Below are 26,964 nucleotides of genomic sequence, written 5' to 3'. Positions count from 1 at the left end.
CTTTGAGAGGAAAATCTCCATGCCCGCTGCAAAGAAGAAAGCAACGCCCGTCAAGGCCAAGGCTGCTGAAGCAGCGAGTGCCGCCGAGATCAAGATGAACAAGCTCAAGTCCGATGTCGAGAAGCAGGCTGCCAAGCTGCGCGAGCAGATCCAGAAGGTGGTTGACAAGGCCCAGCAGGAAGCCGAGCAGTACCTCGAGGCAGCCCGCAAGCTGGTGGATCGTGCCGAGGCCAGCTACAAGGAAGTCCAGGTCAAGTTCGAGCAGCAGGTGCAGAAGGCTGCGGGCGACAAGGAGCTGGTCAAGCACATCAAGGATCGCGCACGTCAGGCCCAGGTCGAAGCCAAGGCTGCCGTGACCGCGTGCAAGAAGGACTACGAACAGGCCCGCAAGGCTATTGCGACGCTGCAGCAGAAGAGCGAACTCAAGGCCTATGTGCAGGCCAAGCTCAAGGGTGAACAGCCTGCTGCCAAGCGTGCTGCCGCCAAGCCGGCTGCTGCGAAGCCCGCCGCTGCCAAACCGGCTGCTGCCGCGAAGCCCGCTGCCGCTAAGCCGGCCGCTGCCGCGAAGCCCGCCGCTGCCAAACCGGCTGCTGCCGCGAAGCCCGCTGCCGCTAAGCCCGCTGCTGCGAAGCCGGCCGCTGCCAAACCGGCTGCTGCCGCCAAGCCCGCTGCTGCCAAGCCAGCCGCTGCCGCCAAGCCGGTTGCCAAGGCAACAGCCAAGCCGACCGCCAAGCCCACGGCCAAGCCGACCGCCAAACCTGCTGCCAAGCCGGCCGCTAAGCCGGCCGCTGCCAAGCCGGCTGCTGCCACGCCTGCCGCTGCACCGGCTGCAGAAGTACCGGCTGCCACGCCCAGCGCATCCTGATCCGCGTTAGGGTAGAATGCGTCACCAACAACGGGCCGAAAGGCCCGTTGTTCTTTCTGCCATTTCAATCCGATAGCGGCCCGAGCCGAGAGCGTCATGATCGTTGCTGAAGCGTTGAGCCTGTTGCGTGGTGGTCGTCCTCTGTTCGAGCGTGCCAGTTTCATGATCCACCCTGGCTGGCATGTCGGCCTCACCGGCAACAACGGCTGCGGCAAGAGCTCGCTGTTTGCCTTGCTGCGTCGGGAGCTCCAGGCGGATGCCGGCAACCTCAGCCGTCCCGGTGTCTGGACGGTGGCGCACATGGCGCAGGAAGTCGAGGCGCTGGATCAGCCAGCCATCGAGTACGTGCTCGATGGCGATGCCGAATGGCGCAGCCTGGATCAGCAGCTTCAGCATCTCGATACCCTGGATGGCCATGTCATGGGTGAGCTGTTTGCCCGTTACGAGGCCATCGACGGCTATACCGCGCGTTCACGTGCGGCGCAGATGCTGGCCGGCCTGGGCTTTGCCGAGGCCGACCAGTCGCGTCCGGTGGCCGAGTTCTCGGGCGGCTGGCGCATGCGCATCAACCTGGCGCAGACGCTGATGTGCCGCTCCGACCTGCTGCTGCTTGACGAGCCCACCAACCACCTCGATCTCGACGCCATCCTGTGGCTGGAGGACTGGTTGCGCGCCTATCCCGGCACGCTGCTGGTGGTGTCGCATGACCGGGACTTTCTCGATGCGGTGGTGGAGCATGTCCTGCACATCGAGCGCGGTGAGCTGACCCATTACCGGGGCAACTACTCCTCTTTCGAGCGTACCCGTGCCGAGCGTCTGGCCCAGCAGCAGCAGGTGTTCGAGAAGCAGCAGGCCCAGGTTGCCCACCTGACGGCCTTCGTCGAGCGCTTCCGCGCCAAGGCCACCAAGGCCCGGCAGGCCCAGAGCCGCCTCAAGGCACTCGAGCGCATGACGCTGACGGCGCCCGCGCAGGCTGATTCGGGTCTGGAGATTCGCTTCCGCGCTCCGGATCGCCTGGTCAGCCCGCTGATGCGGCTTGATGACGCCTGCATCGGCTATGACCGGACACCCTGGCTGCGCGGCGTGTCACTGGGTCTGTACCCGGGCGCACGCATGGCCCTGCTGGGGCCGAATGGTGCCGGCAAGTCCACCCTGGTCAAGGCGCTGGTGGGCGAGCTGCCGCTGTTGCAGGGCACCCGCCTGATCAGCGAGCACACGCGCATCGGCTATTTCGCCCAGCATCAGGTCGATCATCTCGATGTCGAGGCAACGCCGTTGCTGATGCTGCAGCGCCTGAGCCCGAAGACCGACGAGCTCACGCTGCGCAGCTTTCTGGGCGGCTTCGGTTTCGGCGGTGATCGTGTCACGGCCCGCATCGCTCCCTTTTCAGGCGGCGAGAAGGCACGGCTGGCGCTGGCACTGATCGTCTGGCAGAAGCCCAATGTGCTGCTGCTCGACGAGCCCACCAACCACCTCGACCTCGCGCTGCGTCATGCCTTGCTGGTTGCCGTGCAGGCCTTCGAGGGCGCTGTCGTGCTGGTATCCCACGATCGCCACATGGTGTCCGTGGTGTGTGACGAGTTGCTGCTGGTCAGCGACGGCCGTGTCGAGCGTTTCGATGGCGATCTTGACGACTACGCGGTGTGGTTGCGCCAATGGCGCGCGAAGAAGGCACGCGAGGCGGTGACCGTGGCAGGTCAGGAAGCCGTGCGCCAGGAGGCAGCCCGTGAGCTGCAGCCGGCGCCAGCGCCGGTTGCGGAGCCGCAGGTCGTCGTGCGCAAGGTGGTGCGTTCGGCGGATGTGCGGGCGGCGCAGTCGGCACTTGCCAAGGCCGAGAGCCGGCTGCAGGCGTTGCAGGAGGCGCTGGCAGGCATCACTGCCACGCTGGCTGATACCGGGATTTACGGTGCCGGTCAGCAGCAGGCGCTGCGTGAGACACTGGCCGAGCAGGCACGCCTGGTTGCGGCTGTGGCCGAGTGCGAGAGCGAGTGGCTGGCGCTGACCGAGCAGCTGGAGTCGCTGCAGGCCTGAGCCGTGGCGGTCAGTAGTAGAACACGGCATTGCCGGTGGCGATCAGCTCGTCATCCTGGTTGCGCAGCTCCATCTGCGTGGCGACGATCTTGCTGCCGGCGCGCACGACCCGGCCGATGGCCACGAAGCGCTCACCGCGTCCCGGCTTGAGGAAGTCCACGCGCAGATCGATGGTGCCAAGCTGGCTCAGGCGCTTGAGTTTCTCGCTGCCCGGCTGGCCCCGCAGCCGTGCATAGATGGCGGTGACGGCGGCGCAGCCGGCGACATTGTCGAGGATCGCGGCAATGGCACCGCCATGCAGCACCTGCTTGAAGACATTGCCGACCAGGAAGGGCTGCATCGCCAGCTCGGCACGTACCTGGCGGTCATCGACCTCGGTCAGGCGTGCGCCCAGATGCGCCATGAAGGGTGTCTGGTTGAAGCTGTCCAGCAGTTGCTGACGCAGTCGCTCGATGCGCTCGCGCTGTTCCGGCGTCAGTTCGGCCAGCGTATCCGCTGTGTCCTGCGGGGTGACGGTCATGTCGCGAGAACTCCTTGCGATGGTCCTGCTGGAGCAGGTCCGAGATGGGCAGAATCAATGCCTTACGTTAAGCTAAAAGCCTAACGGTTTCGAGGTCATCATGGTCCAGCCCACCCTGTCCCGCGCTCCCTATCCTGCCACCCGCCTGCGTCGCCTGCGTGCCCGCGACTGGTCGCGCCGGCTGGTTCGTGAGCATGCCCTGACGGTTGACGATCTGATCTATCCGGTATTCGTGCTCGAGGGCGAGAACCGTCGCGAAGCGGTCGCGTCGATGCCTGGTGTCGAGCGTCTGTCCATCGACCTGCTGGTTGAAGCGGCAGCGGAGTGGGTGGCGCTGGGCATTCCCGCGCTGGCCCTGTTTCCGGTCACGCCGTCCGAGGTCAAGTCGCTGCATGCCGAGGAGGCCTGGAATCCGGACGGTCTGGCACAGCGTGCCACCCGCGCCCTGAAGGCCGCCTATCCCGATCTCGGCATCATCACCGACGTCGCGCTGGATCCGTTCACCACCCATGGCCAGGATGGCATCATCGATGCCGACGGCTACGTGCTCAACGACGTCACCGTGGAGGCGCTGGTGCGCCAGGCGCTGTCGCATGCCGAGGCAGGTGCCGATGTGGTGGCTCCGTCCGACATGATGGACGGCCGCATCGGCGCCATCCGTGCCGCGCTCGAGGACGAGGGCCACGTCAACGTCAGCATCCTGTCCTATGCCGCCAAGTACGCGTCCAGCTACTACGGCCCGTTCCGTGACGCGGTCGGATCGGCGGGTAACCTCAAGGGCGGCAGCAAGAGCAGCTACCAGATGGATCCTGCCAACGGCGGCGAAGCCTTGCACGAGGTGGCGCTGGATCTGGCCGAGGGTGCCGACATGGTCATGGTGAAGCCGGGCATGCCCTATCTGGACGTGGTGAAGGCGGTCAAGGATCAGTTCCAGGTGCCGACCTTCGCCTATCAGGTCAGCGGCGAGTACGCCATGCATGTGGCCGCCTTCCAGAATGGCTGGCTCAAGCGCGAGGCGGTGATCCTGGAGTCGCTGCTGGCCTTCAAGCGTGCCGGCGCCGATGGCATCCTGACCTATTTCGCCCCGGAAGCCGCGCGTCTGCTGCAGCGTGGCTGAGAATGCGGCGCCGCCGTCATGCGCCTGTCACACACCCACGCTGCAATAGCCCATTTGCTGCCGAGAGCCCGAACATGACCGCTGCCGAGCGCCCGCTGTCGCTGGACAACCCGGCCTACTACCTGAACCGGGAACTCAGCATTCTCGATTTCAACCTGCGCGTGCTGGAGCAGGCGGTGGACCCGTCGCATCCGCTCATCGAGCGGCTGAACTTCCTGCTCATCTTCTCGCGCAATCTCGACGAGTTCTTCGAGATCCGGGTTGCCGGCCTCCTGCAGCAGCTGTCGCTGGGCGACATCGGCAGCGGACCGGATGGCCAGCTGCCCAAGGACATCCTGCGCCAGATTTCCGAACGCTGCCATGCCGCCGTCGAGCGCCAGTACCGCATCCTCAACGAGGACCTGCTGCCGGCACTGGCCGAGGAGAACATCCGTTTCATCCGGCGTCATGACTGGAGCGAGGGACAGCGCGTCTGGGTGCGTCAGTACTTCAAGGAGCAGGTGCTGCCGGTGCTGACGCCGATCGGGCTGGATCCGGCGCACCCGTTCCCGCGCCTGGTCAACAAGTCGCTGAACTTCATCGTCTCGCTGGATGGCAAGGACGCCTTCGGGCGACAGATGTCGCTGGCGGTGGTGCCGGCGCCGCGTTCGCTGCCACGCGTGGTGCGCTTCCCGGACGAGCTCAGCGATGGCGGCGATCAGCACGTGATGCTGTCATCCATCATCCACGAGCATGTCTCCGACCTGTTCCCCGGCATGACCGCGAACGGCTGCTACCAGTTCCGCGTCACCCGCAATGCCGACCTCATCGTCGACGAGGATGCCGAGGACCTGGCTTCGGCGCTGAAGGGCGAGCTGCTGCACCGGCGCTTTGGTGCCGCCGTGCGACTGGAGGTGGCCGACAACTGCCCGCGCCACATCATCGAGTACCTGCTGCGCAAGTTCAATCTGGGTGACGAGGCGCTGTACCAGGTCAACGGCCCGGTGAATCTGGCGCGTCTGCTGTCCAACTTCGACCGGCCGCGTCTGCGTTTCACGCCGTTCCGTCCGAAGCTGCCGGCGATTTTCCAGCAGACCGACGACATCTTCGAGGCCATACAGAGCCAGGACATCCTGCTGCATCACCCGTTCGAGTCATTCGCCCCGGTGGTGGACCTGCTGCGCCAGGCTGCGCGAGATCCGCAGGTGCTGGCCATCAAGCAGACGCTGTATCGCTCCGGTGCGGATTCCGAGATCGTCAATGCGCTCGCCGACGCGGCGCGCAATGGCAAGGAAGTCACGGTAGTGATCGAGCTGCGTGCCCGCTTCGACGAGGAATCCAACATCGAAGTGGCGAACAAGCTGCAGCAGGCTGGCGCCATCGTGGTCTACGGCATCGTCGGCTACAAGACGCATGCCAAGATGATCCTGGTGGTGCGCCGCGAGGGGCGCAAGCTGGCGCGCTACGTGCACCTGGGCACTGGCAACTACCATGCCGGCAATGCCCGCCTGTACACCGACTACGGCCTGCTCACCGCGCGTCCGGAGATCTGCGAGGACGTGCACAAGATCTTCCAGGAGCTCACCGGCATGGGGCGCGTGGTGCGTCTCAAGCAGCTGCTGCATGCGCCGTTCACGCTGCACCCGCAGCTGCTGCTGATGATCGACCAGGAGATCCGCAATCACCAGGCCGGTCTGCCGGCGCGCATCATCGTCAAGGTCAACGCACTCACCGAGCGTCAGCTCATGCAGGCGCTGATCCGGGCCTCGCAGGCGGGCGTGCGCATCGACCTGATCATCCGCTCGGTGTGCTGTCTGCGTCCTGGCATTCCCGGCGTGACCGAAAACATCACGGTACGTTCCATCGTCGGGCGCTTCCTCGAGCACACCCGCGTGTTCTATTTCGAGAATGGCGGCGATGCGCGCGTGTTCTGCTCCAGTGCCGACTGGATGGATCGCAATCTGTTCCAGCGTGTCGAGACCTGCTTCCCGGTCACCGACCCGGTCTTGCGCAAGCGCATCATCGAGCAGGGACTGGAGATCTACCTGAAGGACAACACCCGGGCCTGGCAGCTTGCCGCCGACGGCAGCTGGACACGTGCACAGCCCGGCAATCGCAAGCCCTGCAGTGCCCAGGAGCAGCTGCTGGTGCAGCTGACCTGAGGCACGATCCTGCCGGATCGGTCAGCTGAACTGCAGTGACAGATCCAGGTTGGCCAGCAGGGCCTGCTCGTTTTCCAGATCGGCACGGGTCAGCGGGTGCTGATCAAGCCAGCCGCGCGGAAAGCGCAGACTGAACTGCTTGCCATTGGTGTCCAGCTGCAGGCGCGGCAGCGGTTCGCGGCTGCGGCTGTGATGCAGCAGCACAGCAAGACGCAACAGCAGGCAGAGCCTGAACAGGGGCAGTCCGCCGGCATTCATCAGCTGCTCGTACATTTCCGGGCGCAGGCGGCGACGGTGACCCGCCACCAGGCAGGCCAGCGCTTCCTGCTCGGGCTGGCTGAAGCCTGGCAAGTCGGAGTGCATCAGCAGATAGGCCCCGTGCTTGTGATGACTGCCATGCGAGATCGCACGTCCGATCTCGTGCAGGGCCGCCGCACGCTCAAGCAGCGCCAGATGCTCCTCGCGCAGCGCCAGCACCTGCTCGCTCTGTTCGAACAGGGCCTGTGCCGTGGTGGCCACGCGCTGGCCGAAGTCGACATCAATGCTGTACCGCTTCTGCAGGGCATCGACGGTATGGCTGCGGATATCGCCGGAGCGGTAGCGTCCGACCAGGTCATGCAGCACGCCTTCGCGCAGGGCACCGTCGGAATAGTCCAGCTCGTCCAGGCCCAGTGACTCGAAGATGGCGCAGACCAGGGCAATGCCGGCCGGCATCAGCAAGCGTCGATCGTCCTTCAGTCCGGGGATGCTGATGTCACGCACGTCCTTGTGCTGCAGCAGCAGGTCACGCAGGCGACGCATGCTGTCCGCGGTGATGCGTCCCTCTGTCGAGGCCCAGCCCAGCTGCTGCACGACATGGCGCACGGCCTTGATGGTTCCGGACGAGCCCACGGCGCTGTCCCAGCCTGTCTGCCGGTAGTCGGCGGCAATCGCGGCCAGTTCCTGCTGAGCGGCCGTCATGGCGCGGGCAAATGCCTTGCTGCTGATCTGGCCATCGGGAAAGTGGCGTTGCGTGTAGCTGACACAGCCCATGTGCAGCGACTCGGTGAGCAAGGGCTGGTGCTGCTCGCCGATGATGAACTCGGTGGAGCCGCCACCAATGTCGATGACCAAGCGCTTGCCATCCCCTGCCAGGGTCTGCGAGACGCCGATGTAGATCAGGCGTGCCTCTTCCCGGCCGGCGATGATTTCTATCGGGTGGTTGAGCACGGCTTCGGCACGGCGCACGAAGTCCTTGGCATTGCGCGCCACGCGCAGGGCATTGGTCGCGACGATGCGCAACCGGCGCGGTTCCACACCGGCAAGTTGCTGGCCAAAGCGGCCCAGGCAGGCCAGGCCGCGTTGCATGGCGGCTTCACTGAGGTTGTCGTCGGCATCCAGGCCGGCTGCCAGCTGCACCTTCTCGGACTGGCTGTCAGTCAGGCGAATGACGCCATGATCGAGCCGGGCGATGGCAAGGTGAAAGCTGTTGGAGCCCAGATCGACCGCTGCAAGCAGGCCGTCATTCAGGGGCAGGGATCGGTTCATGGCATCGCCTTCCGCATCCGCGTGCGGTTCATGCAGGTGTTTTCCGGAGTGTAACCGATGCCTCAGGTCTCGCGCTGACCAGTATCCATTTGCCGACAGGGTGGTATGATGCCGACATTGTTTTTACGCCCGGAGTGTCGCAAATGAGCAGTGAGCTGATCGTCAACACCACTGATGCCAACTTTGAAGCCGATGTCCTCAAGGCCGATGGCCCCGTGCTGGTTGACTACTGGGCACCGTGGTGCGGTCCCTGCAAGATGATTGCGCCCGTGCTGGACGAGATTGCTGCCGACTACCAGGGCCGTCTCAAGATCGTCAAGGTCAACGTCGATGACAACGGCGCCACGGCAGCCAAGTTTGGCGTGCGCGGCATCCCGACACTGAGCCTGTTCAAGAACGGTGCCGTGGCCGCAACCAAGGTCGGCGCCCTGTCCAAGTCGCAGTTGACAGCTTTCATCGACTCCTCTATATAAGTTCTTCAGGTGGCGCCAGACAGGCGCCACCTGCCTCGTTGCCTGGCGCAACCCTGCTGCTGACCGTTCCCCCTGTTCCTCCCGTGTCCCTGGCCATCGTCGCCTGTCACGACCGAGGTCGCTTGCCGAACGACACCGCCTGCCCCGGGCATCAGCGCAAGATGCGTCACCCATTTCCCTCAGTTGAATTCACGGTATGAACCTCACCGAACTCAAAAGAATGCCGATTGGCGAACTCATCAAGATCGCTGACACCATGGGCCTCGAAAGCATGGCCCGCAACCGCAAGCAGGACATCATCTTCGCCATCCTCAAGACCCACGCCAAGAACGGCGAGGAGATCTACGGTGACGGCGTGCTTGAAATCCTGTCAGACGGCTTCGGCTTTCTCCGTTCTTCGGAAGGTTCCTACCTCGCGGGTCCGGACGACATCTACGTCAGTCCGTCGCAGATCCGCCGCTTCAACCTGCGTACCGGTGACACCATCACCGGCACCATCCGGCCTCCCAAGGAGTCGGAGCGCTACTTCGCGCTGCTCAAGGTCAATCAGATCAACCTGGACACCCCCGAGAGCGCACGCAACAAGATCCTGTTCGAGAACCTGACGCCGCTGTTCCCGACCAGCCGCCTGATCATGGAGCTCGGCAACGGCTCCACCGAAGACCTCACCGCGCGCACCATTGACCTCATCGCGCCCTACGGCAAGGGGCAGCGTTCGCTGATCGTGGCTCCGCCCAAGGCCGGCAAGACCATGCTGCTGCAGACCCTGGCGCAGTCGATTGCCCGCAACCATCCGGATTGCATGCTGATCGTGCTGCTGATCGACGAACGTCCGGAAGAAGTCACCGAAATGCAGCGCACCGTGCGTGGCGAAGTCGTGGCGTCCACCTTCGACGAGCCGCCGGCGCGTCACGTGCAGGTCGCGGAAATGGTGATCGAGAAGGCAAAGCGCCTGGTCGAGCACAAGAAGGATGTCATCATCCTGCTCGACTCCATCACCCGTCTCGCACGTGCCTACAACACCGTCATCCCGAGCTCCGGCAAGGTGCTCACCGGCGGTGTCGACGCCCACGCGCTGGAGCGTCCGAAGCGCTTCTTCGGCGCTGCCCGCAACATCGAGGAAGGCGGCTCGCTGACCATCATCGCCACCGCGCTCATCGATACCGGCTCCAAGATGGACGAAGTCATCTTCGAAGAGTTCAAGGGCACCGGCAACCATGAGGTCAACCTGGATCGCCGCATCGCCGAGAAGCGCGTGTTCCCGGCCATCAACATCAAGAAGTCGGGCACCCGTCGCGAAGAGCGCCTGATGGGCGATGACGAACTCAAGAAGGTGTGGATCCTGCGCAAGCTGCTGCACTCCATGGACGAGATCGCGGCCATCGAGTTCCTGCTCGACAAGCTCAAGGATGCCAAGACCAACGACGAGTTCTTCGACATGATGAAGCGCAAGTAAGCGCTTCCGGTCATCGTTGCACCGCATCAGGCCCTCTTCGCGAGGGCCTTGTGCTTTCTGGTGTCGGCGGCGTACCAGGCGCGGACTGTCAACGGGTGAACGTTGTTCACGTTTCATCAAGGGTTATCACACGCCCTGGAGACATCCCGTGAAAATGCATCATCTGCTTCCCCTGCTCACCTTGGCCATGGTGCCTGTCACGCACGCCGAGCCGGCTGCTGCGGCTGCGCACGCCATGCCCTGTCACGGCCTGGCGGCTCACCACGACGGCCCCGGTCACAAGCCCGGTCATCACGCAGGGCGCCATTCCGGCGCTTTTCTCGAGCGCCTTGATCAGCGCGCCGATCTCGACCTGAGCGATGCCCAGAAGCAGAAGCTGAAGGCGTTGGGCGAAGAAGAGCACGCCCGTCACGAGGCCATTCGCAAGGAAAGCCAGGCACGCATGGACAAGGTGCTGACCGCCGAGCAGCGCAGCAAGCTGGCGGCACATCGCCAGGCCATGCAGGAAAAGCGCGCCGAGCGTCTGGAGCAGCGTGCCGAGCACCTCAAGGACAAGGCGGAGCGCCTGCGCGACGACAAGTCTCAGCCGCGCTGACCCAGATAGTCCTGCACTTTCCGCACCTTGGGCGCGACCACCGCCATGCAGTAGCCCTGCCCGGGGTTCTTGCGGAAGTAGTCCTGGTGATAGTCCTCGGCCGGCCAGAACACCGGGGCCGGGGCGACCTCGGTGACGATGGGCGCCGTGAAGCGCCCGCTGGCCCGAAGAGCGTCAACGTATGCGGTGACGTCAGCACGCTGAGGGTCATCCACGCAGTAGATCACCGAGCGGTACTGGGTGCCGACATCATGCCCCTGCCGATTCAGCGTGGTGGGGTCATGGATGACGAAGAAGATGTCGAGCAGTTGCTGCAGGCTGACGATGTCGGGATCGTAATGCAGCCGTACCACCTCGGCATGACCCGTGGCACCCGTGCAGATCTGCTCGTAGTTCGGGTTGGGGCGGGCGCCGCCGGCATAGCCGGACTGGCACTCGATGACGCCTGGCACCTGCCGGAAGACGGCATCCAGGCACCAGAAACAGCCGCCGCCGAGAATGAGTGTTGCCGTGGTCATGGTCATGCTCCCCAGGGTGCGTCAGCTTGCAGATCGGACAGTTGACGGGCATTCTGCATCAGACATGGGCTGTTGCCCATGTGTCCGTTTTCGTTCAGGCGATGCAGCGTGCAGATCAACTACCTAGACCAGTTACCCGCTACCCCTCCTTCCCGGCCGCCGAGCTGGATGGACCTGGTGGCAGAAACCCGTTTCGCGCTGGAATGGTGGCAGAGCCGCCGGCTCGGCGATGCAGCGCTCGCCGGCCTGCCCCGTGGTGACGGCCTGCCGGTTCTGCTGCTGCCGGGTTACGGTGCCGACGAGCGCACCATGGGCACCCTGGAGCGGCGCTTGCGCGCGCTGGGCTATGACGTTCGTCACTGGCAGCAGGGGCGCAACCACGGCATGGTGCAGAAACTGCTGCCCAGGCTGGTCGAGCTGGTGCGCAACTGGGTTGCCGAGACCGGGCAGCCGGTCACGCTGGTGGGCTGGAGTCTGGGGGGCTACATTGCCCGCGAGCTTGCCCGCGAACTGCCGGATGTGGTGGCCGGGGTGCTGACCATGGGTTCGCCCGCGGTAGGCGGGCCCAAGTACACGATCACGGCCAATGCCTATCGCCGGCGCGGTTTCGATCTCGATGCCATCGAGTCGGAAATGGCCAGGCGCGATGCGCTGCCCATCCGCTGCCCGCTCACCATCCTGTTCAGCAAGGTGGATGGCATCGTCAGCTGGCCGGCGACCCTGGACCGGATCACGCCGCAGGCCCGGCACATCGAGGTTGACTGTTCGCACATCGGCATGGTGTTCGATGTGCGCATCTTCCGCATCATCGCGCAGGCGCTGGCTGACCAGCGCCAGGTGGACGTCGCGCTGCCTGCCGGCTGAGTCCTCAGCGGCTGCCGCGCGGCGAGCGGCGCTTGTCCGGGCGCCCGCTGCCGTCATTGCGCGGTGGCAGGCCGGTGTGCTGGGTGAGCACGCTGCCCTTGCCGGGCGCGCCTTTGCGCGGTGACGATTTCTGTGGTGCCACCTTCACGGACACGCCTTCGCCGGCACTGGAATTCTTCTTGCGCGGGCTGACGTACTGACCCTCCGTGCTCGGCTGCCAGGTCGGAATCAGATGATGCTTGCCGTTGCCGATCAGGTCGGCGCGACCCATCTCCTTGAGCGCCTCGCGCAGCAGCGGCCAGTTGTTGGCGTCGTGATAGCGCAGGAAGGCCTTGTGCAGACGCCGGCGGCGATCACCCTTGACGATGTCGACGGTCTCGGAGTCGCGGCTGATCTTGCGCAGCGGATTCCTGCCGCTGTGATACATCGCCGTGGCCGTGGCCATCGGTGACGGGTAGAAGGTCTGCACCTGGTCGGCACGGAAGCCGTTCTGCTTCAGCCAGATGGCCAGGTTCATCATGTCCTTGTCGGTGGTGCCCGGGTGCGCGGCGATGAAGTACGGGATCAGGTACTGCTCCTTGCCCGCTTCCCTGGAGAACTTCTCGAACATCTGCTTGAAGGCGTCATAGCTGCCGATGCCCGGTTTCATCATCTTCGACAGCGGGCCGTCCTCGGTGTGCTCGGGCGCGATCTTGAGATAGCCGCCGACATGATGCGTGACCAGCTCCTTGACGTATTCCGGCGAACGCACGGCGAGGTCGTAGCGCAGGCCGGAACCGATCAGGATCTTCTTCACGCCCTTGAGGCCGCGTGCGCGGCGGTAGAGCTGAACCAGATGCGAGTGGTCGGTGTTGAGGTTGTCGCAGATGCCCGGATACACGCAGGACGGCTTGCGGCAGTGCGCCTCGATCTCGGGCGACTTGCAGGCCAGGCGGTACATGTTCGCGGTCGGGCCGCCGAGATCGGAAACGATGCCGGTGAAGCCCGGCACGTCACGCATGGCCTCGATCTCGCGAATGATCGAGTCTTCCGAGCGGTTCTGGATGATGCGGCCCTCGTGCTCGGTGATCGAGCAGAAGGTGCAGCCGCCGAAGCAGCCGCGCATGATGTTGACCGAGAAACGGATCATCTCGTAGGCCGGGATGCGTGCGCCGCCATAGGCAGGATGCGGCACGCGCGCATAGGGCAGGTCGAAGACGTAGTCCATCTCTTCCGTGGTCAGCGGAATCGGCGGCGGGTTCAGCCATACGTCGCTGTCGCCATGGCGCTGCACCAGCGCGCGCGCGTTGCCCGGATTGGTCTCCAGGTGCAGCACGCGGTTGGCGTGCGCGTAGAGCACCGGATCGGCCTTGACCTTCTCGTAGGACGGCAGGCGAATGACGGTGTGCTCCTTCGGGGGCAGGCGCGACCAGCCGCCGCGTGCCTCGCCGGCCGGGCGCAGGGTCACCACCGTGGTGTCCTCCGGCAGCGCGCCGAGATCGCCCCAGGCGCCCGGCTCGACCTCGATCGGCACGCCCAGCTCCTCGGGTGTCGGCATGTTCAGCGCGGCGTCGGAGAAGCTGGCTCCCGCGAAGCGCGCGCCGCCACCGTTCTGCTTCTCGACCTCGCAGGCATCCAGGTCCGCCGTGTTCACATACGGGTTGATGATGCGGTCGACCCGGCCGGGAGCGTCAACACGGGTGGAGTCCAGTTCGAACATGCCCTCGGGCGTGTCGCGACGCAGGAACACGGTGCCACGCACGTCGGTGATGTCGCGAACGCTCTCGCCACGGGCGATGCGATGCGCGATCTCGACGATGGCGCGCTCGGCATTGCCATAGAGCAGGATGTCGGACTTGGCATCGAGCAGGATGGAGCGGCGCACCTTGTCCTGCCAGTAATCGTAGTGCGCGATGCGGCGCAGCGAAGCCTCGATGCCGCCGAGTACCTGCGGCACATCCGGATACGCCTCGCGCGCACGCTGGGCATAGACCAGGCTGGCGCGATCGGGGCGGCGGCCGCCCTCGTCATTGGGCGAATAGGCATCGTCGGAGCGGATCTTCCGGTCAGCCGTGTAGCGGTTGATCATCGAGTCCATGTTGCCGGCGGCAATGCCGAAGAACAGGTTGGGCTTGCCCAGTACCTTGAACGGCTCCGCCGACTGCCAGTCCGGCTGCGCGATGATGCCGACGCGGAAGCCCTGGGCCTCGAGCAGGCGCCCGATGATGGCCATGCCGAAGCTTGGGTGGTCCACGTAGGCGTCGCCGGTGATGATGATGATGTCGCAGCTGTCCCAGCCGAGCTGGTCCATCTCCGCCCGGGACATGGGCAGGAACGGCGCCGTGCCGAAGCATTCCGCCCAGTAGCGCGGATACCCGAACAGCAGCGGGGCTGTCTGCGTGCCGACGGTGACGCGATCAGGCAGGCTCATGGAAGGCTCCGGCAGAGGGTGTCGGTCAGGCTCAGAAGCCGAGCAGCGGCATCAGGGCGAGGATGAACTGGCCATCCATGCCGATGCGGCCACCGATGGAGTTGGCGAGGCCGACCTTGAGGCTGGCCACCGAGTTGTTGCGCAGGGTGGTGGCTGTTTGCACGGCGGCCTTGTCAGCGGCAGTCAGCGACTTGCCGAGACGAGCCTCCAGCTTCTGCACCACTTCGGTCTGGCTCAGCGGCTTGGCGCTGTCAGGAAAAAGGGCAGCCACGATGTCGCCATTGAGGCCGACCTGGGCGCCAATCCGGTTCAGGAAGCTGCGCTGCGCGTTGTCGATGCCGAGCTTGGCGCTGCCGGTGAGCCCCTGCAACTGGACACGCTCTGCCAGCGTCAGGGCGCTGCCGCGCTTGGCCTCCACGGCAGTCATGAATTGCTGGGTCTGGGTCGGCGTGGCCACGCTCGACGAGCCGGATGCGCTGCCCTGGGGGGTGACGCAACCGGAAACCAGCACGCTGGCGGTGAGCAGGGCGGAGATCAGCAACGGGTTCATGAAACGATTCCTCACTACAGACATCAGACAGAAAGCAGGCGTTGGCGTGCGCGCACGACGGCGGCGCGGACCTGGTCAGGAGCAGTGCCGCCCAGGTGATTGCGGGCATTCACCGAGCCTTCGAGCGTGAGCACGGCAAAGACGTCCTCGCCGATGGTGGACGAGAAGCCCTGCAGCTCCTCCAGTGACATTTCGGCCAGATCCTGGCCGGTCTTCACGCCATGGCCGACAGCCTTGCCCACCACCTCGTGGGCATCGCGGAACGGCATGCCCTTCTTCACCAGGTAATCGGCCAGGTCGGTGGCGGTGGCGAAGCCGCGACGGGCGGCTTCACGCATGATCTCGCGGCGCGGCTGCAGCGCCGGCACCATGTCGGCGAAGGCGCGCAGGGAGCCGCGCACGGTGTCGATGGCGTCGAACAGCGGCTCCTTGTCTTCCTGGTTGTCCTTGTTGTAGGCCAGCGGCTGGCCCTTCATCAGCGTCAGCAGGGCCATCAGGTGGCCGAACACGCGGCCGGCCTTGCCACGCACCAGTTCGGGCACGTCCGGGTTCTTCTTCTGCGGCATGATCGACGAGCCGGTGCAGAAGCGGTCGGGCAGATCCACGAACTGGAACTGTGCCGAGGCCCACAGCACCAGCTCCTCGCTGAAGCGCGACAGGTGCATCATGATCAGGGACGCGGCGGCACTGAACTCGATGGCGAAGTCACGGTCGGAGACGGCATCCAGCGAGTTCTCGCAGATGGCCTCGAAGCCGAGCAGCTCGGCGGTGATGCGGCGATCGATGGGATAGGTGGTGCCAGCCAGCGCAGCCGACCCCAGCGGCATGCGGTTGACGCGCTTGCGCAGATCCACGAGGCGTTCGTCGTCGCGCTTGAGATTCTCGAACCAGGCCAGCAGATGGTGGCCGAAGGTCACCGGCTGTGCGGTCTGCAGATGCGTGAAACCGGGCATGATGGTGTCGGCTTCGCGTTCGGCAAGGTCGATCAGGCCGTTGAGCAGGCGCGTCAGTTCGGCGCGGATGGCGTCAATCTCGTCGCGGACATACAGGCGGATGTCGGTGGCGACCTGGTCGTTGCGGCTGCGACCCGTGTGCAGACGCTTGCCGGCAATGCCGATGCGCTCGGTGAGGCGATGCTCGATGTTCATGTGCACATCTTCGAGATCGATGCGCCAGTCAAACTGGCCGGCCTCGATCTCGGCGAGAATCTGGTTCAGGCCGTTGACGATGAGGTCGCGGTCCTCGGCGCTGAGCACGCCCACCTGAGCCAGCATGGTGGCGTGAGCAATCGAGCCGCGAATGTCCTGGCGGTACATGCGCTGGTCGAACTGAACCGACGCGGTGAAGGCGGCGACAAACTGGTCGGTGGCCTCGGAAAAGCGGCCACCCCACATGGAAGACGATGTGGAGCTCATGGATATCCTGTCTGTTGGCGGCCGGAATGGCCAAGGAATGCGCAGCATTATAGCAGCTTGTACATGGCTTGCCGCTGGGCTGGCGCTGATGCAGACTGCCCGACATGTCCCATACAAAGCAGCCAGCGCCTCGGCAAGAAGGCGACGCCCGCGAGCTGGATGATTTCTGGCTTCCCGATTTCTGTTCCCCGGCGGCAACACGGCGGCTGATTGCCATCGCCCTGCTGATGTCCGTGCTGCTGCTGGTTGCGCAGACACCGGTACTGTGGCCGTTCCCGTTCTGGGACGCGGTCATCGTGCTGGGCATGATCTGCACCCTGATCGCGGTCAGCTTCGCGCACATCTGCCAGTGGCGCCGGCGGATGGCGCACTGGAGCTATTTCCGGGCCGCCGTGGTGGCGGTGGTGATCATCGAGGGGCATCTGATCTGGGTCGTCTTCCTCGGACTCAGCCTGCACGAGTGGATGGGCCTGTCGACGCAGTCCTACAACGAGCATCCGATCATCACCGTCCTGCGCTACATGCTCATCACCGCCATCTTCGCCGGCCTGTTCATGCGCTACCTGACCCTGCAGGCACGCCTGCGCGAACGCGAGAAGGCGGCCTTGCAGGCGCGACTTGAAGCCTTGCAGGCACGCATACAGCCGCACTTCCTGTTCAATTCGATGAACATCATCGCCAGTCTGATCGTGATCGACCCGGTCAAGGCCGAGCAGGCGGTCGAGGATCTGGCGGCGCTGTTCCGTGCCAGCCTGCGCGAAAACGGCGATGTGTCGCTGGCGGAAGAGCTGGCGCTGTGTCGGCGCTACGCCAACATCGAGCAGCTCCGCCTGGGTGACCGCATGCAACTTTCGTGGAAGATCCCGACAGATGTCGACTCTGTTCGCCTTCCTCAGCTCACTTTGCAGCCATTACTTGAAAATGCCATACGCCATGGTGTTGAACTTTTCGCCACACGCTGCGACATTAGTCTGGTGGTGGAGGTTTCCGACGAACGGGTCGAGATAGTCCTGTCCAATCCGTTGCCGGATGCACGTCGTACGGGCAACCAGATGTCCGTGCGCAACGTCAGCGAGCGGTTGCGGGCACGCTTCGGCAACGAGGCCAGTCTGCAGACATCGGAAATCGACAACCATTTTGTTGCGCGTGTGTCGCTGCCGCGGCTGCATGTGCAGGGGCTGCATGAAGCGGCCGTGAACTGACACCCCGGAACAGGGGTGCGGACATCAATAAAACAAGAAGAGGGACACTCCCATGAAACCACGCATCATCATCTGTGACGACGAGCGTCTGGCTCGCGAACGCCTGGTGCGCCTGCTCGAGGACATCGGCGGCTACGAGCTGGTCGGTCTCGCCGAACATGGCGAGGAGGCCCTGCAGCTGGTCAATGAATGCGAGCCTGACATCGTCCTCATGGACATGCGCATGCCGGTCATGGATGGTCTCACCTGTGCCCGTCAGCTGGCCCAGCGCGCGTCGCCACCGGCCATCATCTTCTGCACGGCGTTTGACGAGCATGCCCTCGAGGCGTTCTCGGTGCCGGCCGCCGGGTATGTGCTCAAGCCGGTCAGCCGCGAAAGCCTGCGCGAGGCCCTGACTCGTGCCTGCCGCGTCAACCAGCTGCAACTGGAAAGCCTGCGCCAGCAGCCGGCACGCAGCGAGCGTTCGAGCTGCCGCAGCCACATCACCGCGCGTACCCACCGCGGCATCGAGCTGATCCCGATTGACGAAGTGCGCTATTTCCTTGCCGATCACAAGTACGTCACCGTGCGCCATGAGCATGGCGAAGTCCTGATCGACGAGACGCTGAAGGAGCTGGAGGAGGAGTTCGGTGACCGCTTCATCCGCATCCACCGCAATGCCCTGCTTTCGCTGACCTATCTCGAAGGGCTGGAAGTGGTTGCCACCGGACAGTACCGCGTGCGCATCCGCGGTCTCGACGAGCGTCTGGTGGTCAGCCGCCGTCACCTGCCTGAACTGCGCGAAACCCTGCACCGGGTCTGAGCGCCCTGACACCTCGAGGGACTGGTACACTGCATGCAGTGTCCGGCCCCGAGGTTGTCATGTCTGTTGCTTCGTCCGCTTCCGTTCTGCGCATTGCCACGCGTCAAAGTCCGCTCGCCCTCTGGCAGGCCAATTACGTGGCCGATGCCTTGCGTGCGCACCATCCCGGTCTCGAGGTCGAGCTGGTCACCATGGTCACCCGGGGCGACAAGATTCTCGACACCCCGCTGGCCAAGATCGGCGGCAAGGGCCTGTTCGTCAAGGAGCTGGAGCTGGCGCTGCTCGAGGGGCGTGCCGACATTGCCGTGCATTCGATGAAGGATGTGCCCATGGCCTTTCCGGAGGGGCTGGGTCTGGCGGTGATCTGTCCGCGCGAAGACCCGCGCGACGCCTTCGTCAGCAACCGTTTCGCCAGTCTCGATGCCTTGCCGGAAGGCGCCGTGGTGGGTACCTCCAGTCTGCGCCGGCAGTGCCAGTTGCGTCGTCATCGCCCGGACCTGCGCGTCAAGGATCTGCGCGGCAACGTCAACACCCGCCTCGCCAAGCTTGATCAGGGTGAATACGACGCCCTGATCCTGGCCAGTGCCGGCTTGCTGCGTCTGGGCTTGGGCGAGCGCATCCGTGAAGCGATTGCCGAGGACCTGCTGCTGCCGGCCGTGGGTCAGGGCGCTGTCGGCATCGAGAGTCGTCTGGATGACGCACGCACGCGGGCCCTGCTGGCGCCGCTGGCGGATGCCGATACCACGCTGCGGGTGAGCGCCGAGCGCGCCATGAACACCCGCCTCAACGGCGGTTGCCAGGTGCCGATCGCCGGATTCGCCACGCTGGCGGATGGGCAGCTCACACTGCGCGGACGTGTCGGCAGTCCGTGCGGCACCGAGATGCTGGCTGACGAGGTGCAGGGCGCGGCTGGTGATGCCGAGCATCTGGGGGTCATGCTCGCCGAGCGCCTGCTGGCGGCGGGTGCCGGACGCATTCTGGCGGCTGTCTACGAGGCCGGTCAGCCGGCATGACCGCCCGGCCTGCCGAGCTGAAGGGATTGACCGTGCTCAATCCCAGGCCTGTGGCGCAGGCCGCGTCACTGACAGCGGCCCTGCAGGCTGCAGGAGCCAGCGTGCTGGAGCTGCCCTTGCTCGCCATCGAGCCGTTGGCACTGACGCCTGAGGCGCGCCACCATGTCATGAATCTGGACCGTTACCAGGGCGTGATTCATGTCAGCGCCAATGCGGCGCAGCTGGCCCTGCAGCATTTCCAGGATTTCTGGCCGCAATGGCCGCTGGCGGTTGATCATGTCGCGGTGGGTCGTGCCACTGCCCGTCTCCTGAGCGAAGCCGGCCTGTCGCCGCTGGTGCCATCCCGTGAAGACAGCGAGGGCGTGCTGGATCTGCCGCGACTGCATGCGGTCGCCGGAGAGCGCTGGCTGCTGTGCCGGGGCGACCAGGGCCGTGAGCTGATGGCAGACACCCTGCGTCAGCGTGGCGCCGACGTGGATGTGCTGCCGTTGTATCGCCGCGTGCTGCCAGCTCTGGCCGGGAGCGCATGGCAGCACCTGGACAGACGGCCGGATGTTGTCGTGCTTACCAGTGCACTGGTCTGGCGCCACTGGCAGATCGTCGCTGGCGCCGAGGCGACGCGTCCGGTGCTGGTGAGCATCAGCCAGCGCCTTGCCGAGCAGTTGCATGCGGCCGGCGCCGGCGAGGTCGTGCAGGCCGACGGTGCCGATCCGTCCTCCGTGGTGCATGCCTTGTGCTGCTGGCATGCAAGCCGTCATCATGATATGCAGTTGAATCCCCCTAGTCGGTAAGCCACAAGGAAACGCTCATGCCTGGCAGTCTCAGCCGCCAGCCGCTGGTGACGTCGGTGTCGATCAAGCGACCACTGACCACCGGCTTTCGTCTGCTCTTCACGCTGGTGATTCTGCTCACCCTGGCGTCGGCCGGTCTTGCCTGGCACAGCGAGCAGGAGCACAAGCGCGCCAAGCAGAGCGCACGTGATCTCAACAAGGCGCTGGCCGAGATGCGCACCACGGTGCGTGCCGCCAGCGAGCAGGAGCAGCTGCTGAGCGAACAGCTGCGACAGCAGCAGGCGGTGCTGGACGGTCTCATGGGCGGTGATGCCGTGCTGCGGCAGCGCTGGCTGGCTGAACGGGTGGCCGCCTCGGTCGCGGTGGCCGAGCAGGCCCTGCTGGTCAGCCGCAATCCGCAGTCGGCGCGCCAGGCGCTGCAGCAGGCTGACACTCTGCTGGCGGCGCAGCCGGAAACCGTCTGGCAGCCGCTGCGTCGTGCCCTGCAGCAGGACATGCTGGTGCTGGCCTCCATCAGCACCCCGGATGTGCCCGGCATCTATCTGCGTCTGCAGGGCATAGGCAAGCGTCTGGCGACACTGGACCTGCCCCGTGAGGTGCAGCAACGCGCGCCGGCAGACACGGCGCCAGCCAGGCAGGTCACCGAGGCTGCACCGGGCTCGACCATGGCACGCCTGTGGGATGCCGGCGTCGAGCACTTCCAGCGCCTGATCGTGATCCGTCATTATGATCAGCCGGTTCAGCCCGTGCTGGATGACGCCCGCAGGCAGCTTGTGCGTGACCAGTACGCGCTCAAGCTCAGCCAGGCGGAGCTGGCCTTGCTGCGTGGCGAAACCGTGCTGTTCCGCGCCGTGCTCGAGGGGCTCAGCGTGCAGCTGCAGCAGGATTATGCCGCCTTGCCGCACAGTACCCTGAAGCCGTTGCTCAACGAGCTGGCTGCCTTGCAGGCAGAAGAAGTGCGTGTGCCGATGCCGGAGTTGTCGACGCGGGCTGCGCTGGATGTGCTGCTGCCGGCCTCGCGAGGTGTGCTGTGACGCGTCTGCTGGGCTGGCTGCTGGTGCTGGGCTTCGTGCTCTGGCTGATTCTGGTCGGCTTGCGTGCCGATCCCGGCTATGTACTGCTGAGCTGGGGCACCACGTCGGTGGAGATGAGCCTGGTGCTGATGCTCTGGCTGTGGCTGGCCAGCCTCTGGTGCTGGAGCCAGATCAGTCTGCTCGAGCGCGTGCTGCGCCGGCTCTGGCGCAGACTGTCCGGTGCCCGTCAGCGCGCGGTCGTGCCTGCCCCCGTGGCAACGCCCAAATCGGTTGAAATTGCGGAAAAGAGCGTGTCACGGGGTTGACGCTGCCCGACCTGCCCGCTTTAATACGCGCCTTGTGTGGCCGGGTAGCTCAGTTGGTAGAGCAGCGGATTGAAAATCCGCGTGTCGCCAGTTCGATTCTGGCCTCGGCCACCATACTTTTTCGTGAAAGGCTCGACTTCGGTCGGGCCTTTTGCTTTTCTGGCCCATGACTTTCGTCCTGTACGGATGCGGGTCGCTGACTGCAGGAGGATGCATCGTGAGTCTGCCCTTGCCGGTACAGAATCGTGCCGTGTTTGACGAGGTCGCGCAGTGGCTGTGCCGCATACCGCACGCGGCCACCATCGGTCTGCAGTTCCTGCAGGGCGAGCGCGGACGAGCCACCCTGCTGCTGCCCTGGGCGGAGAAGCTGGTCGGTGACAGCCGCCGTGGCGTGCTGCATGGGGGCGTGATCACGTCGCTGGTGGACTCGACCAGCGCGCTCAGCATCTTTTCGCTGCTCGGCGAGCCGGAGGCGATTGCCACGCTGGACCTGCGCATTGACTACCTGCGTCCGGCCACGCCAGGCCAGCCGGTGTATTGCACGGCGGAGTGCTACCGGCTGACCGGCGAGATCGCGTTCACCCGTGCCACGGCCTATCAGGACGACCAGAGTCGTCCGGTGGCCTACAGTGTCGGCACCTTCATGCGCGGGGCTCATCGCGCCACCATCGGCGAGACTCATCCGGCTGCCGTTGACCAGCCGGGAACGGGAGCCTGACCATGACGGATGACATCCGCACCCTTCCTGCCGATTTCGCCGATGTGCTGGCGCAGTCGCCATATGCCCGTCTGCTTGGCGTTGAACTGCGCGAAGGCGCGGACGGTCCGCTCTTCCTGCTGCCCTTCCAGCCGCACAACATTGGCAATGACGGTCTGCCGGCCCTGCATGGCGGGGTCATCGGCGGCTTTCTGGAGACGGCCGCCCTGCTGCACCTGCTCTGGCTGCGGGAGTCGGTGGATCTGGCACGTACCGTGGATTTCTCCATCGATTACCTGCGCACCGGCAAGCCCGAGGCGATGTGGGCGCGTTGCAGCGTCACCAAGCAGGGCAAGCGCGTGGCCAATGTGCTGATGACCGCCTGGCAGGAAAGCGAGGACAAGCCGGTGGCGGTTGCCCGTGCGCATTTCCTGCTGAGCTGAAACCGGAGCAGCGGACGCGGCTGCCCCTGTCTGCCGATATTCGGGGGCTCAGCGGTCGCGAGTCTCGGGGGTGCGCAGCAGGGCCCAGCTCGACAGCGCAGCGGCAATCGCCAGGTAGATGCCGACGGCACCCAGACCATGCTCGCTGGCCAGCCAGGTGGCGATGTAGGGGGCCAGTGAGGCGCCGAAGATGCCGGCCAGGTTGAAGGCCAGCGAGGTCCCGGTGTAGCGCACGGCGGTAGGAAACAGTTCCGCCAGCTGCGTGCCCAGTGCGCCGTAGCCCAATCCCATCAGGCCGAGGCCGATGCTAAGAAAGAGCAGTGTCATGGCCGGGGCGTCGGCGGCGAACCAGCTGCCGAAGCTGAGGCCGAACACGGCCACCAGCAGGTTGGACAGCAGCAGCGTCGGGCGTCGGCCCAGTCGCTCGGCCAGCAGCGCCGACAGCGGGATGGTCAGGCCGAAGCAGAGCACGGCACCGAGCTGCAGCCAGAGGAACTCCTCGCGCTCGTAGCCCAGCCGGCTGGTGCCCCAGCTCAGCGTGAACACGGTCATCAGGTAGAAGATCACGTACACGGTGAGCGCGATCAGGGTGCCGCGCAGCAGTGCGTTGCCATGGTCGCGAAACACGCTCAGCGCCGGCAAGGCAACGCGTTCGTTGTGTGCCACGGCCGCTTCGAAGGCGGGCGTTTCGGTCAGCCGCAGGCGCACGTAGAGCCCGACCAGCACCAGCGCGCTGCTGGCCAGGAAGGGAATGCGCCAGCCCCAGCTCATGAAGTCCTCGCTGCTCAGCCAGTGTGTCAGCATCAGAAAGCTGCCGGTGGAGAGAATGAAGCCCAGTGGTGCGCCGAGCTGCGGGAACATGCCGTACCAGGCGCGCTTGCCCGGTGGCGCGTTCTCGGTGGCGAGCAGCACGGCACCGCCCCATTCGCCGCCAAGACCGAGGCCCTGGCCGAAACGGCACAGGGCCAGCAGCAACGGTGCCAGCACGCCGATCTGGGCATGGGTTGGCAGCAGGCCGATGGCCACGGTGGACAGACCCATGGTCAGCAGGGCGGCAACCAGCGTGGCCTTGCGCCCGATGCGGTCACCGAAGTGGCCGAATACCGCCGATCCCAGCGGTCGCGCGAAGAAGGCGATGGCGAATGTGGCCAGTGACTGCAGCATGGCCGATGTCGGGTCCGATGACGGAAAGAACAGCTGCGGAAACACCAGCACGGCCGCCGTGGCATAGATGTAGAAATCGAAGAACTCGATGGTGGTGCCGATCAGGCTGGCAAACAGCACCCGCGTGGGCGAGGACGTGGCAGCAGGGGTGGTGCTCATGCAAGAATCCGGTCGGGCCAGAAAAGGTGGCCGATTCTTTCCGCATTTCCGGACAGACGCAATCATTGTCTGTCATCGAGGTGAGCGTGGCGTTATCGCGTGAGCGGCAGGCCGATCTGATGCTGCTGGGCGTGACCTGGCTGGCGGCGGTGAGCTGGATCTTCTCCAAGGAGGCGGTGGCGCTGATGGCGCCGCTGGCGTTCATGGCAGTGCGATTCGTGCTGGCCGGCCTGTGTCTGACACTGCTGGCGCGGTCGGACATGGCCGCCCTGAGCCCGCGCGAGTGGCGCCGGGCGATCGTGGTCGGTCTGGTGTTCGCCGCCGGCATGAGCTGCTGGATCATGGGGCTGACGCATGGCACGCACCTTGGCGAGGGTGCCTTTCTCACCATTCTCGGCGTGCTGCTGGTGCCGATCATGACGCGTCTGTGCTTTGGCGAGCGCTCGCCCGTGTCGACTTGGGTCGCCTTGCCGGTGGCTGTGGCCGGCCTCGCCCTGCTGGCGCTGCGCAACGGTTTCCGCCCCGAGATCGGCCAGATCTGGTATGTCGTTGCCGCCAACCTGTTTGCGCTGTTCTACGCCCTCAATACGCGGGCGGTGAATCATGGTCCGGTCTGCGATGACACCGGCGAAGTGTCTCGTCTCGCGATTGCGCCCGGTGCGCTGACGGCCATCAACATGCTCACCGTGGGCGCGGTCAGTGCGCTCTTGTCGCTGCTCATCGAGGATGTGCGCCTGTTTGACGGCATGGTCACGCCGGCCCTGGCCGGCTGGGTGCTGGCCAGCGCCCTGATCGGATCAGCTGCGCGCTTTCTGCTGCAGACCCAGGCGCAGAGCCTGTCACCGCACAGCCATGGTGTCGTGATCCTGATCGTGGAGCCTGTCTGGGTGGCACTGCTGGCGGCCTTCTGGTTCGGCGAAACCATGACCGCGACGCAGCTGGCGGGATGCGGCCTGATTTTCCTGGCCCTGCTGATCAGTCGCGGCGCGGCCCTGAAGAGCTGGGTGGCACGACAGGCGGCCTGAAAAGCAGCAGCCGTGTCACGCAATGCAACAGGCCACCCGAAGGTGGCCTGAGCATGAACGCAGCGAGTCGCTTGAGACTCAGCCCTTGGCGCGGGCCTTGAAGCTGGCGTCGCGGGTGTCGATTTCTATCTTCTCGCCGGTTTCGATGAAGGCGGCGACCTGGATCTCGAAGCCGTTGCTCAGTTTGGCCGTCTTCATGACCTTGCCGGAGGTGTCGCCACGAGCGGCCGGTTCGGTATAGGCGACTTCGCGCACGATGGTGGTCGGCAGTTCCACCGAGATGGCCTTGCCGTTGTAGAACACCACGTCGCAGACATCTTCCATGCCGTCTTCGATGAAGTTGATGACGTCACCGAGGTTTTCCTTCTCGACTTCGTACTGGTTGAACTCTTCGTCCATGAACACGTACATCGGGTCGGCGAAGTAGGAGTAGGTGGCCTTCTTCTGCTCGAGGATGATCTGGTTGAACTTGTCGTCCGCCTTGTAGACCGACTCCTGGCCCTGGCCAGTGAGCAGGTTCTTCATCTTCATCTTGACCACGGCGGCGTTGCGGCCGGACTTGTTGTATTCGGTCTTGAGAACAATCATCGGCTGGCCGTTGATGTCGATCACGTTGCCAGCGCGGAATTCCATTGCGGTTTTCATTGTGTGCTTCCGGAAAATGGGAGTGTCAGGAAATCAGGTCGGGCGCGATTCTACCCGATTCGTGTAAAAACGCATCAACTGGCTGGCGAGATCGTCCTCCGCCAGCAGGCATGAGCGCCAGGCGCGCAACCCGGCACGGATGTCCGGCAGCGCCTGCAGGAAGGTCTGCCAGGCCTTTTCCGACGCTGGCTTTCGTGCCGCATCGGGCCGGTTCCAGGCCTGCAGCCTCTCTGACCAGATCGCCGGCATCGGCGTGCCGGCAGCCAGCGCAGCGTCCTCGACGCGCTGCTGCCAAGCCTGCAGCTTGACCAGATGGGCATCGTCGTTCTGCGGGTAGATGTGCCAGAGCATGGCCTGCCCTGCCCACTGTGCGCGCACGAAGGAGTCCTCGCCGCGCACCAGGTTGAGTTCGCAGATGGCCAGCAGCCGGTCATAGTCGGCATGCGGCAGCAGCGGCAGCAGGCGCAGGCTCAGGGCGCCGCGCCGTGCAGCGACGCCTGGCAGCAGGCGCTGACCCAGCCACTGCTCGACATCGGAAAGTGCGCGGCCCTGGAACACGTTGAGGCAGCGTGGCGTGCTGTCTGCCGCGAGTGCATCCAGCAGACCGGCCATCGCCGGTTGTTCGTAGCCGAACAGGCTGATCTGCGGCATGCCGTTGCAGGCGGCGGCCGGCAGGCCGGCCAGGAAGGCGGCGGGCGAGTCAGCGGCCTCCTGCATGATGGCCAGTTCCTCCGCACTGCGCAGCAGACCTCCGGTGCGTGCCTCGACGCCCGGGAACCAGAAGGTCTTGAGCAGACCCAGCTGGGGATGCACCGAGTCCAGGCCGTGGCAGCCGGCGACCCAGTCCTCCGCGCTCAGGTATTCCAGATTGATCCATGCCGGAGGTCGCGGGCTGCTTGCCATGGCGGCCAGATACTCGGCCGGCAGGTCGCAGGCAAACGCCTCGATGACCAGGTCTGCCGGTGCCGGCAGGGGCTGGTCCGATCGCCAGTGGTGCACGCTGATGTCGCCCAGGGACTGCGTCGCCAGCTCCGGATTCAGCACCGGCGCCAGGTGCGTGAAGCTGGCCAGGTCATCGACGAACAGCGTGACGCTCACGCCATGGCCGGCAGCCAGGTGCCGTGCCAGACGCCAGCACACGCCGAGGTCACCGTAGTTGTCGATGACGCGGCAGAACAGGTGGCAGGTGGTCATGTCGTCCG

Annotated in this window: 26 protein-coding genes and 1 tRNA gene; 18 read left to right on the top strand and 9 right to left on the bottom strand. The window is 65.1% G+C overall.

Annotation, left to right across the window (positions count from 1 at the left end):
• Nucleotides 1-19 precede the first annotated feature (19 nt).
• A complete protein-coding gene (locus F595_RS14785; protein WP_156873762.1) occupies nucleotides 20-865 on the top strand; it encodes a transcriptional regulator in 846 nt (281 codons plus the stop codon).
• 96 nt (nucleotides 866-961) lie between these two features.
• Nucleotides 962-2,896, top strand: a complete 1,935-nt coding sequence (locus F595_RS0101735) for an ATP-binding cassette domain-containing protein (RefSeq protein WP_022955146.1) — start codon at nucleotides 962-964, stop codon at nucleotides 2,894-2,896.
• 10 nt (nucleotides 2,897-2,906) lie between these two features.
• Here F595_RS0101735 and F595_RS0101730 read toward each other — a convergent pair whose 3' ends face one another.
• Complete coding sequence (locus F595_RS0101730) at nucleotides 2,907-3,416, bottom strand: thioesterase family protein (protein ID WP_022955145.1); 510 nt, start codon at nucleotides 3,414-3,416, stop codon at nucleotides 2,907-2,909.
• Between the two features lie 100 nt (nucleotides 3,417-3,516).
• Here F595_RS0101730 and hemB point away from each other — a divergent pair, with 100 nt between their 5' ends.
• Both hemB and ppk1 read left to right on the top strand, forming a co-directional pair.
• Nucleotides 3,517-4,533 carry a porphobilinogen synthase gene (gene hemB, locus F595_RS0101725; protein ID WP_022955144.1) on the top strand — a complete coding sequence of 339 codons (1,017 nt, stop codon included), beginning with the start codon at nucleotides 3,517-3,519 and terminating at the stop codon, nucleotides 4,531-4,533.
• Between the two features lie 74 nt (nucleotides 4,534-4,607).
• Nucleotides 4,608-6,674 (top strand): polyphosphate kinase 1, encoded by a 2,067-nt coding sequence (gene ppk1 / locus F595_RS0101720; RefSeq protein ID WP_022955143.1) that lies wholly within the window; start codon nucleotides 4,608-4,610, stop codon nucleotides 6,672-6,674.
• A 21-nt stretch (nucleotides 6,675-6,695) separates the two neighbouring features.
• Here ppk1 and ppx read toward each other — a convergent pair whose 3' ends face one another.
• On the bottom strand, nucleotides 6,696-8,201 hold the full coding sequence (gene ppx, locus F595_RS0101715; RefSeq protein WP_022955142.1) for an exopolyphosphatase: 1,506 nt from the start codon (nucleotides 8,199-8,201) through the stop codon (nucleotides 6,696-6,698).
• A 143-nt stretch (nucleotides 8,202-8,344) separates the two neighbouring features.
• Here ppx and trxA point away from each other — a divergent pair, with 143 nt between their 5' ends.
• The 3 genes from trxA (at nucleotide 8,345) to F595_RS0101700 (ending at nucleotide 10,725) form a co-directional block, all read left to right on the top strand.
• On the top strand, nucleotides 8,345-8,674 hold the full coding sequence (gene trxA / locus F595_RS0101710) for a thioredoxin TrxA (RefSeq protein WP_022955141.1): 330 nt from the start codon (nucleotides 8,345-8,347) through the stop codon (nucleotides 8,672-8,674).
• A gap of 196 nt (nucleotides 8,675-8,870) precedes the next feature.
• Nucleotides 8,871-10,130, top strand: coding sequence for a transcription termination factor Rho (rho, locus tag F595_RS0101705; protein ID WP_022955140.1), 1,260 nt, complete (start codon nucleotides 8,871-8,873; stop codon nucleotides 10,128-10,130).
• A gap of 148 nt (nucleotides 10,131-10,278) precedes the next feature.
• Nucleotides 10,279-10,725: a hypothetical protein gene (locus F595_RS0101700; protein ID WP_156873761.1), complete on the top strand. Its 447-nt coding sequence runs from the start codon at nucleotides 10,279-10,281 to the stop codon at nucleotides 10,723-10,725.
• Here the strand turns inward: F595_RS0101700 and msrA are convergent.
• Nucleotides 10,713-11,243 (bottom strand): peptide-methionine (S)-S-oxide reductase MsrA, encoded by a 531-nt coding sequence (gene msrA, locus F595_RS0101695; RefSeq protein ID WP_026913115.1) that lies wholly within the window; start codon nucleotides 11,241-11,243, stop codon nucleotides 10,713-10,715. The genes F595_RS0101700 and msrA overlap by 13 nt on opposite strands.
• A 177-nt stretch (nucleotides 11,244-11,420) precedes the next feature.
• Between msrA and F595_RS12245 the strand changes: the two genes are divergently transcribed.
• On the top strand, nucleotides 11,421-12,107 hold the full coding sequence (locus F595_RS12245; protein WP_169446914.1) for an alpha/beta fold hydrolase: 687 nt from the start codon (nucleotides 11,421-11,423) through the stop codon (nucleotides 12,105-12,107).
• Between the two features lie 4 nt (nucleotides 12,108-12,111).
• On the opposite strand, the gene F595_RS0101685 is transcribed toward F595_RS12245, so the two are convergent.
• From F595_RS0101685 to argH, 3 genes are read right to left on the bottom strand one after another with little or no spacing between them, the layout of a single operon-like run.
• Nucleotides 12,112-14,517, bottom strand: coding sequence for a YgiQ family radical SAM protein (locus tag F595_RS0101685; RefSeq protein ID WP_022955136.1), 2,406 nt, complete (start codon nucleotides 14,515-14,517; stop codon nucleotides 12,112-12,114).
• Nucleotides 14,518-14,548: 31 nt separating this feature from the next.
• Nucleotides 14,549-15,067: a hypothetical protein gene (locus tag F595_RS0101680; protein ID WP_022955135.1), complete on the bottom strand. Its 519-nt coding sequence runs from the start codon at nucleotides 15,065-15,067 to the stop codon at nucleotides 14,549-14,551.
• Between the two features lie 23 nt (nucleotides 15,068-15,090).
• Complete coding sequence (argH, locus tag F595_RS0101675) at nucleotides 15,091-16,482, bottom strand: argininosuccinate lyase (protein WP_407635937.1); 1,392 nt, start codon at nucleotides 16,480-16,482, stop codon at nucleotides 15,091-15,093.
• Between the two features lie 104 nt (nucleotides 16,483-16,586).
• On the opposite strand from argH, the gene F595_RS12240 reads away from it, so the two are divergent.
• The 9 genes from F595_RS12240 (at nucleotide 16,587) to F595_RS0101630 (ending at nucleotide 22,769) form a co-directional block, all read left to right on the top strand.
• The gene (locus F595_RS12240) at nucleotides 16,587-17,684 is read left to right on the top strand and encodes a sensor histidine kinase (RefSeq protein WP_022955133.1); all 1,098 of its coding nucleotides are present in this window, start codon (nucleotides 16,587-16,589) and stop codon (nucleotides 17,682-17,684) included.
• Between the two features lie 52 nt (nucleotides 17,685-17,736).
• Complete coding sequence (locus F595_RS0101665; protein ID WP_022955132.1) at nucleotides 17,737-18,486, top strand: LytR/AlgR family response regulator transcription factor; 750 nt, start codon at nucleotides 17,737-17,739, stop codon at nucleotides 18,484-18,486.
• A 59-nt stretch (nucleotides 18,487-18,545) separates the two neighbouring features.
• A complete protein-coding gene (gene hemC, locus F595_RS0101660) occupies nucleotides 18,546-19,499 on the top strand; it encodes a hydroxymethylbilane synthase (RefSeq protein WP_022955131.1) in 954 nt (317 codons plus the stop codon).
• The gene (locus tag F595_RS12235) at nucleotides 19,496-20,290 is read left to right on the top strand and encodes a uroporphyrinogen-III synthase (protein ID WP_022955130.1); all 795 of its coding nucleotides are present in this window, start codon (nucleotides 19,496-19,498) and stop codon (nucleotides 20,288-20,290) included. Before hemC ends, F595_RS12235 begins: the two co-directional genes overlap by 4 nt.
• A 17-nt stretch (nucleotides 20,291-20,307) precedes the next feature.
• Entirely contained in the window at nucleotides 20,308-21,324 is a 1,017-nt protein-coding gene (locus tag F595_RS0101650) for a uroporphyrinogen-III C-methyltransferase (protein WP_022955129.1), read from the top strand.
• Nucleotides 21,321-21,629 carry a hypothetical protein gene (locus F595_RS0101645; RefSeq protein WP_022955128.1) on the top strand — a complete coding sequence of 103 codons (309 nt, stop codon included), beginning with the start codon at nucleotides 21,321-21,323 and terminating at the stop codon, nucleotides 21,627-21,629. Before F595_RS0101650 ends, F595_RS0101645 begins: the two co-directional genes overlap by 4 nt.
• A gap of 38 nt (nucleotides 21,630-21,667) precedes the next feature.
• Nucleotides 21,668-21,743: transfer RNA gene (locus F595_RS0101640), tRNA-Phe, on the top strand.
• A 103-nt stretch (nucleotides 21,744-21,846) separates the two neighbouring features.
• Nucleotides 21,847-22,347, top strand: a complete 501-nt coding sequence (locus F595_RS0101635; RefSeq protein WP_022955127.1) for a PaaI family thioesterase — start codon at nucleotides 21,847-21,849, stop codon at nucleotides 22,345-22,347.
• Between the two features lie 2 nt (nucleotides 22,348-22,349).
• On the top strand, nucleotides 22,350-22,769 hold the full coding sequence (locus tag F595_RS0101630) for a PaaI family thioesterase (RefSeq protein ID WP_022955126.1): 420 nt from the start codon (nucleotides 22,350-22,352) through the stop codon (nucleotides 22,767-22,769).
• Nucleotides 22,770-22,817: 48 nt separating this feature from the next.
• Here F595_RS0101630 and F595_RS0101625 read toward each other — a convergent pair whose 3' ends face one another.
• Complete coding sequence (locus F595_RS0101625; protein ID WP_022955125.1) at nucleotides 22,818-24,092, bottom strand: MFS transporter; 1,275 nt, start codon at nucleotides 24,090-24,092, stop codon at nucleotides 22,818-22,820.
• An 86-nt stretch (nucleotides 24,093-24,178) separates the two neighbouring features.
• Between F595_RS0101625 and F595_RS0101620 the strand changes: the two genes are divergently transcribed.
• On the top strand, nucleotides 24,179-25,117 hold the full coding sequence (locus F595_RS0101620; protein ID WP_026913112.1) for a DMT family transporter: 939 nt from the start codon (nucleotides 24,179-24,181) through the stop codon (nucleotides 25,115-25,117).
• 78 nt (nucleotides 25,118-25,195) lie between these two features.
• On the opposite strand, the gene efp is transcribed toward F595_RS0101620, so the two are convergent.
• Nucleotides 25,196-25,762 (bottom strand): elongation factor P, encoded by a 567-nt coding sequence (efp, locus tag F595_RS0101615; protein ID WP_022955123.1) that lies wholly within the window; start codon nucleotides 25,760-25,762, stop codon nucleotides 25,196-25,198.
• Nucleotides 25,763-25,795: 33 nt separating this feature from the next.
• The gene (gene earP / locus F595_RS0101610) at nucleotides 25,796-26,956 is read right to left on the bottom strand and encodes an elongation factor P maturation arginine rhamnosyltransferase EarP (protein WP_022955122.1); all 1,161 of its coding nucleotides are present in this window, start codon (nucleotides 26,954-26,956) and stop codon (nucleotides 25,796-25,798) included.
• Nucleotides 26,957-26,964: the final 8 nt, after the last annotated feature.

Source organism: Perlucidibaca piscinae DSM 21586, assembly GCF_000420045.1.
Lineage (GTDB): Bacteria > Pseudomonadota > Gammaproteobacteria > Pseudomonadales > Moraxellaceae > Perlucidibaca > Perlucidibaca piscinae.
The sequence above is the reverse complement of the archived record's forward strand: the minus strand, read 5'-3'. Positions and strand labels throughout refer to the sequence as shown.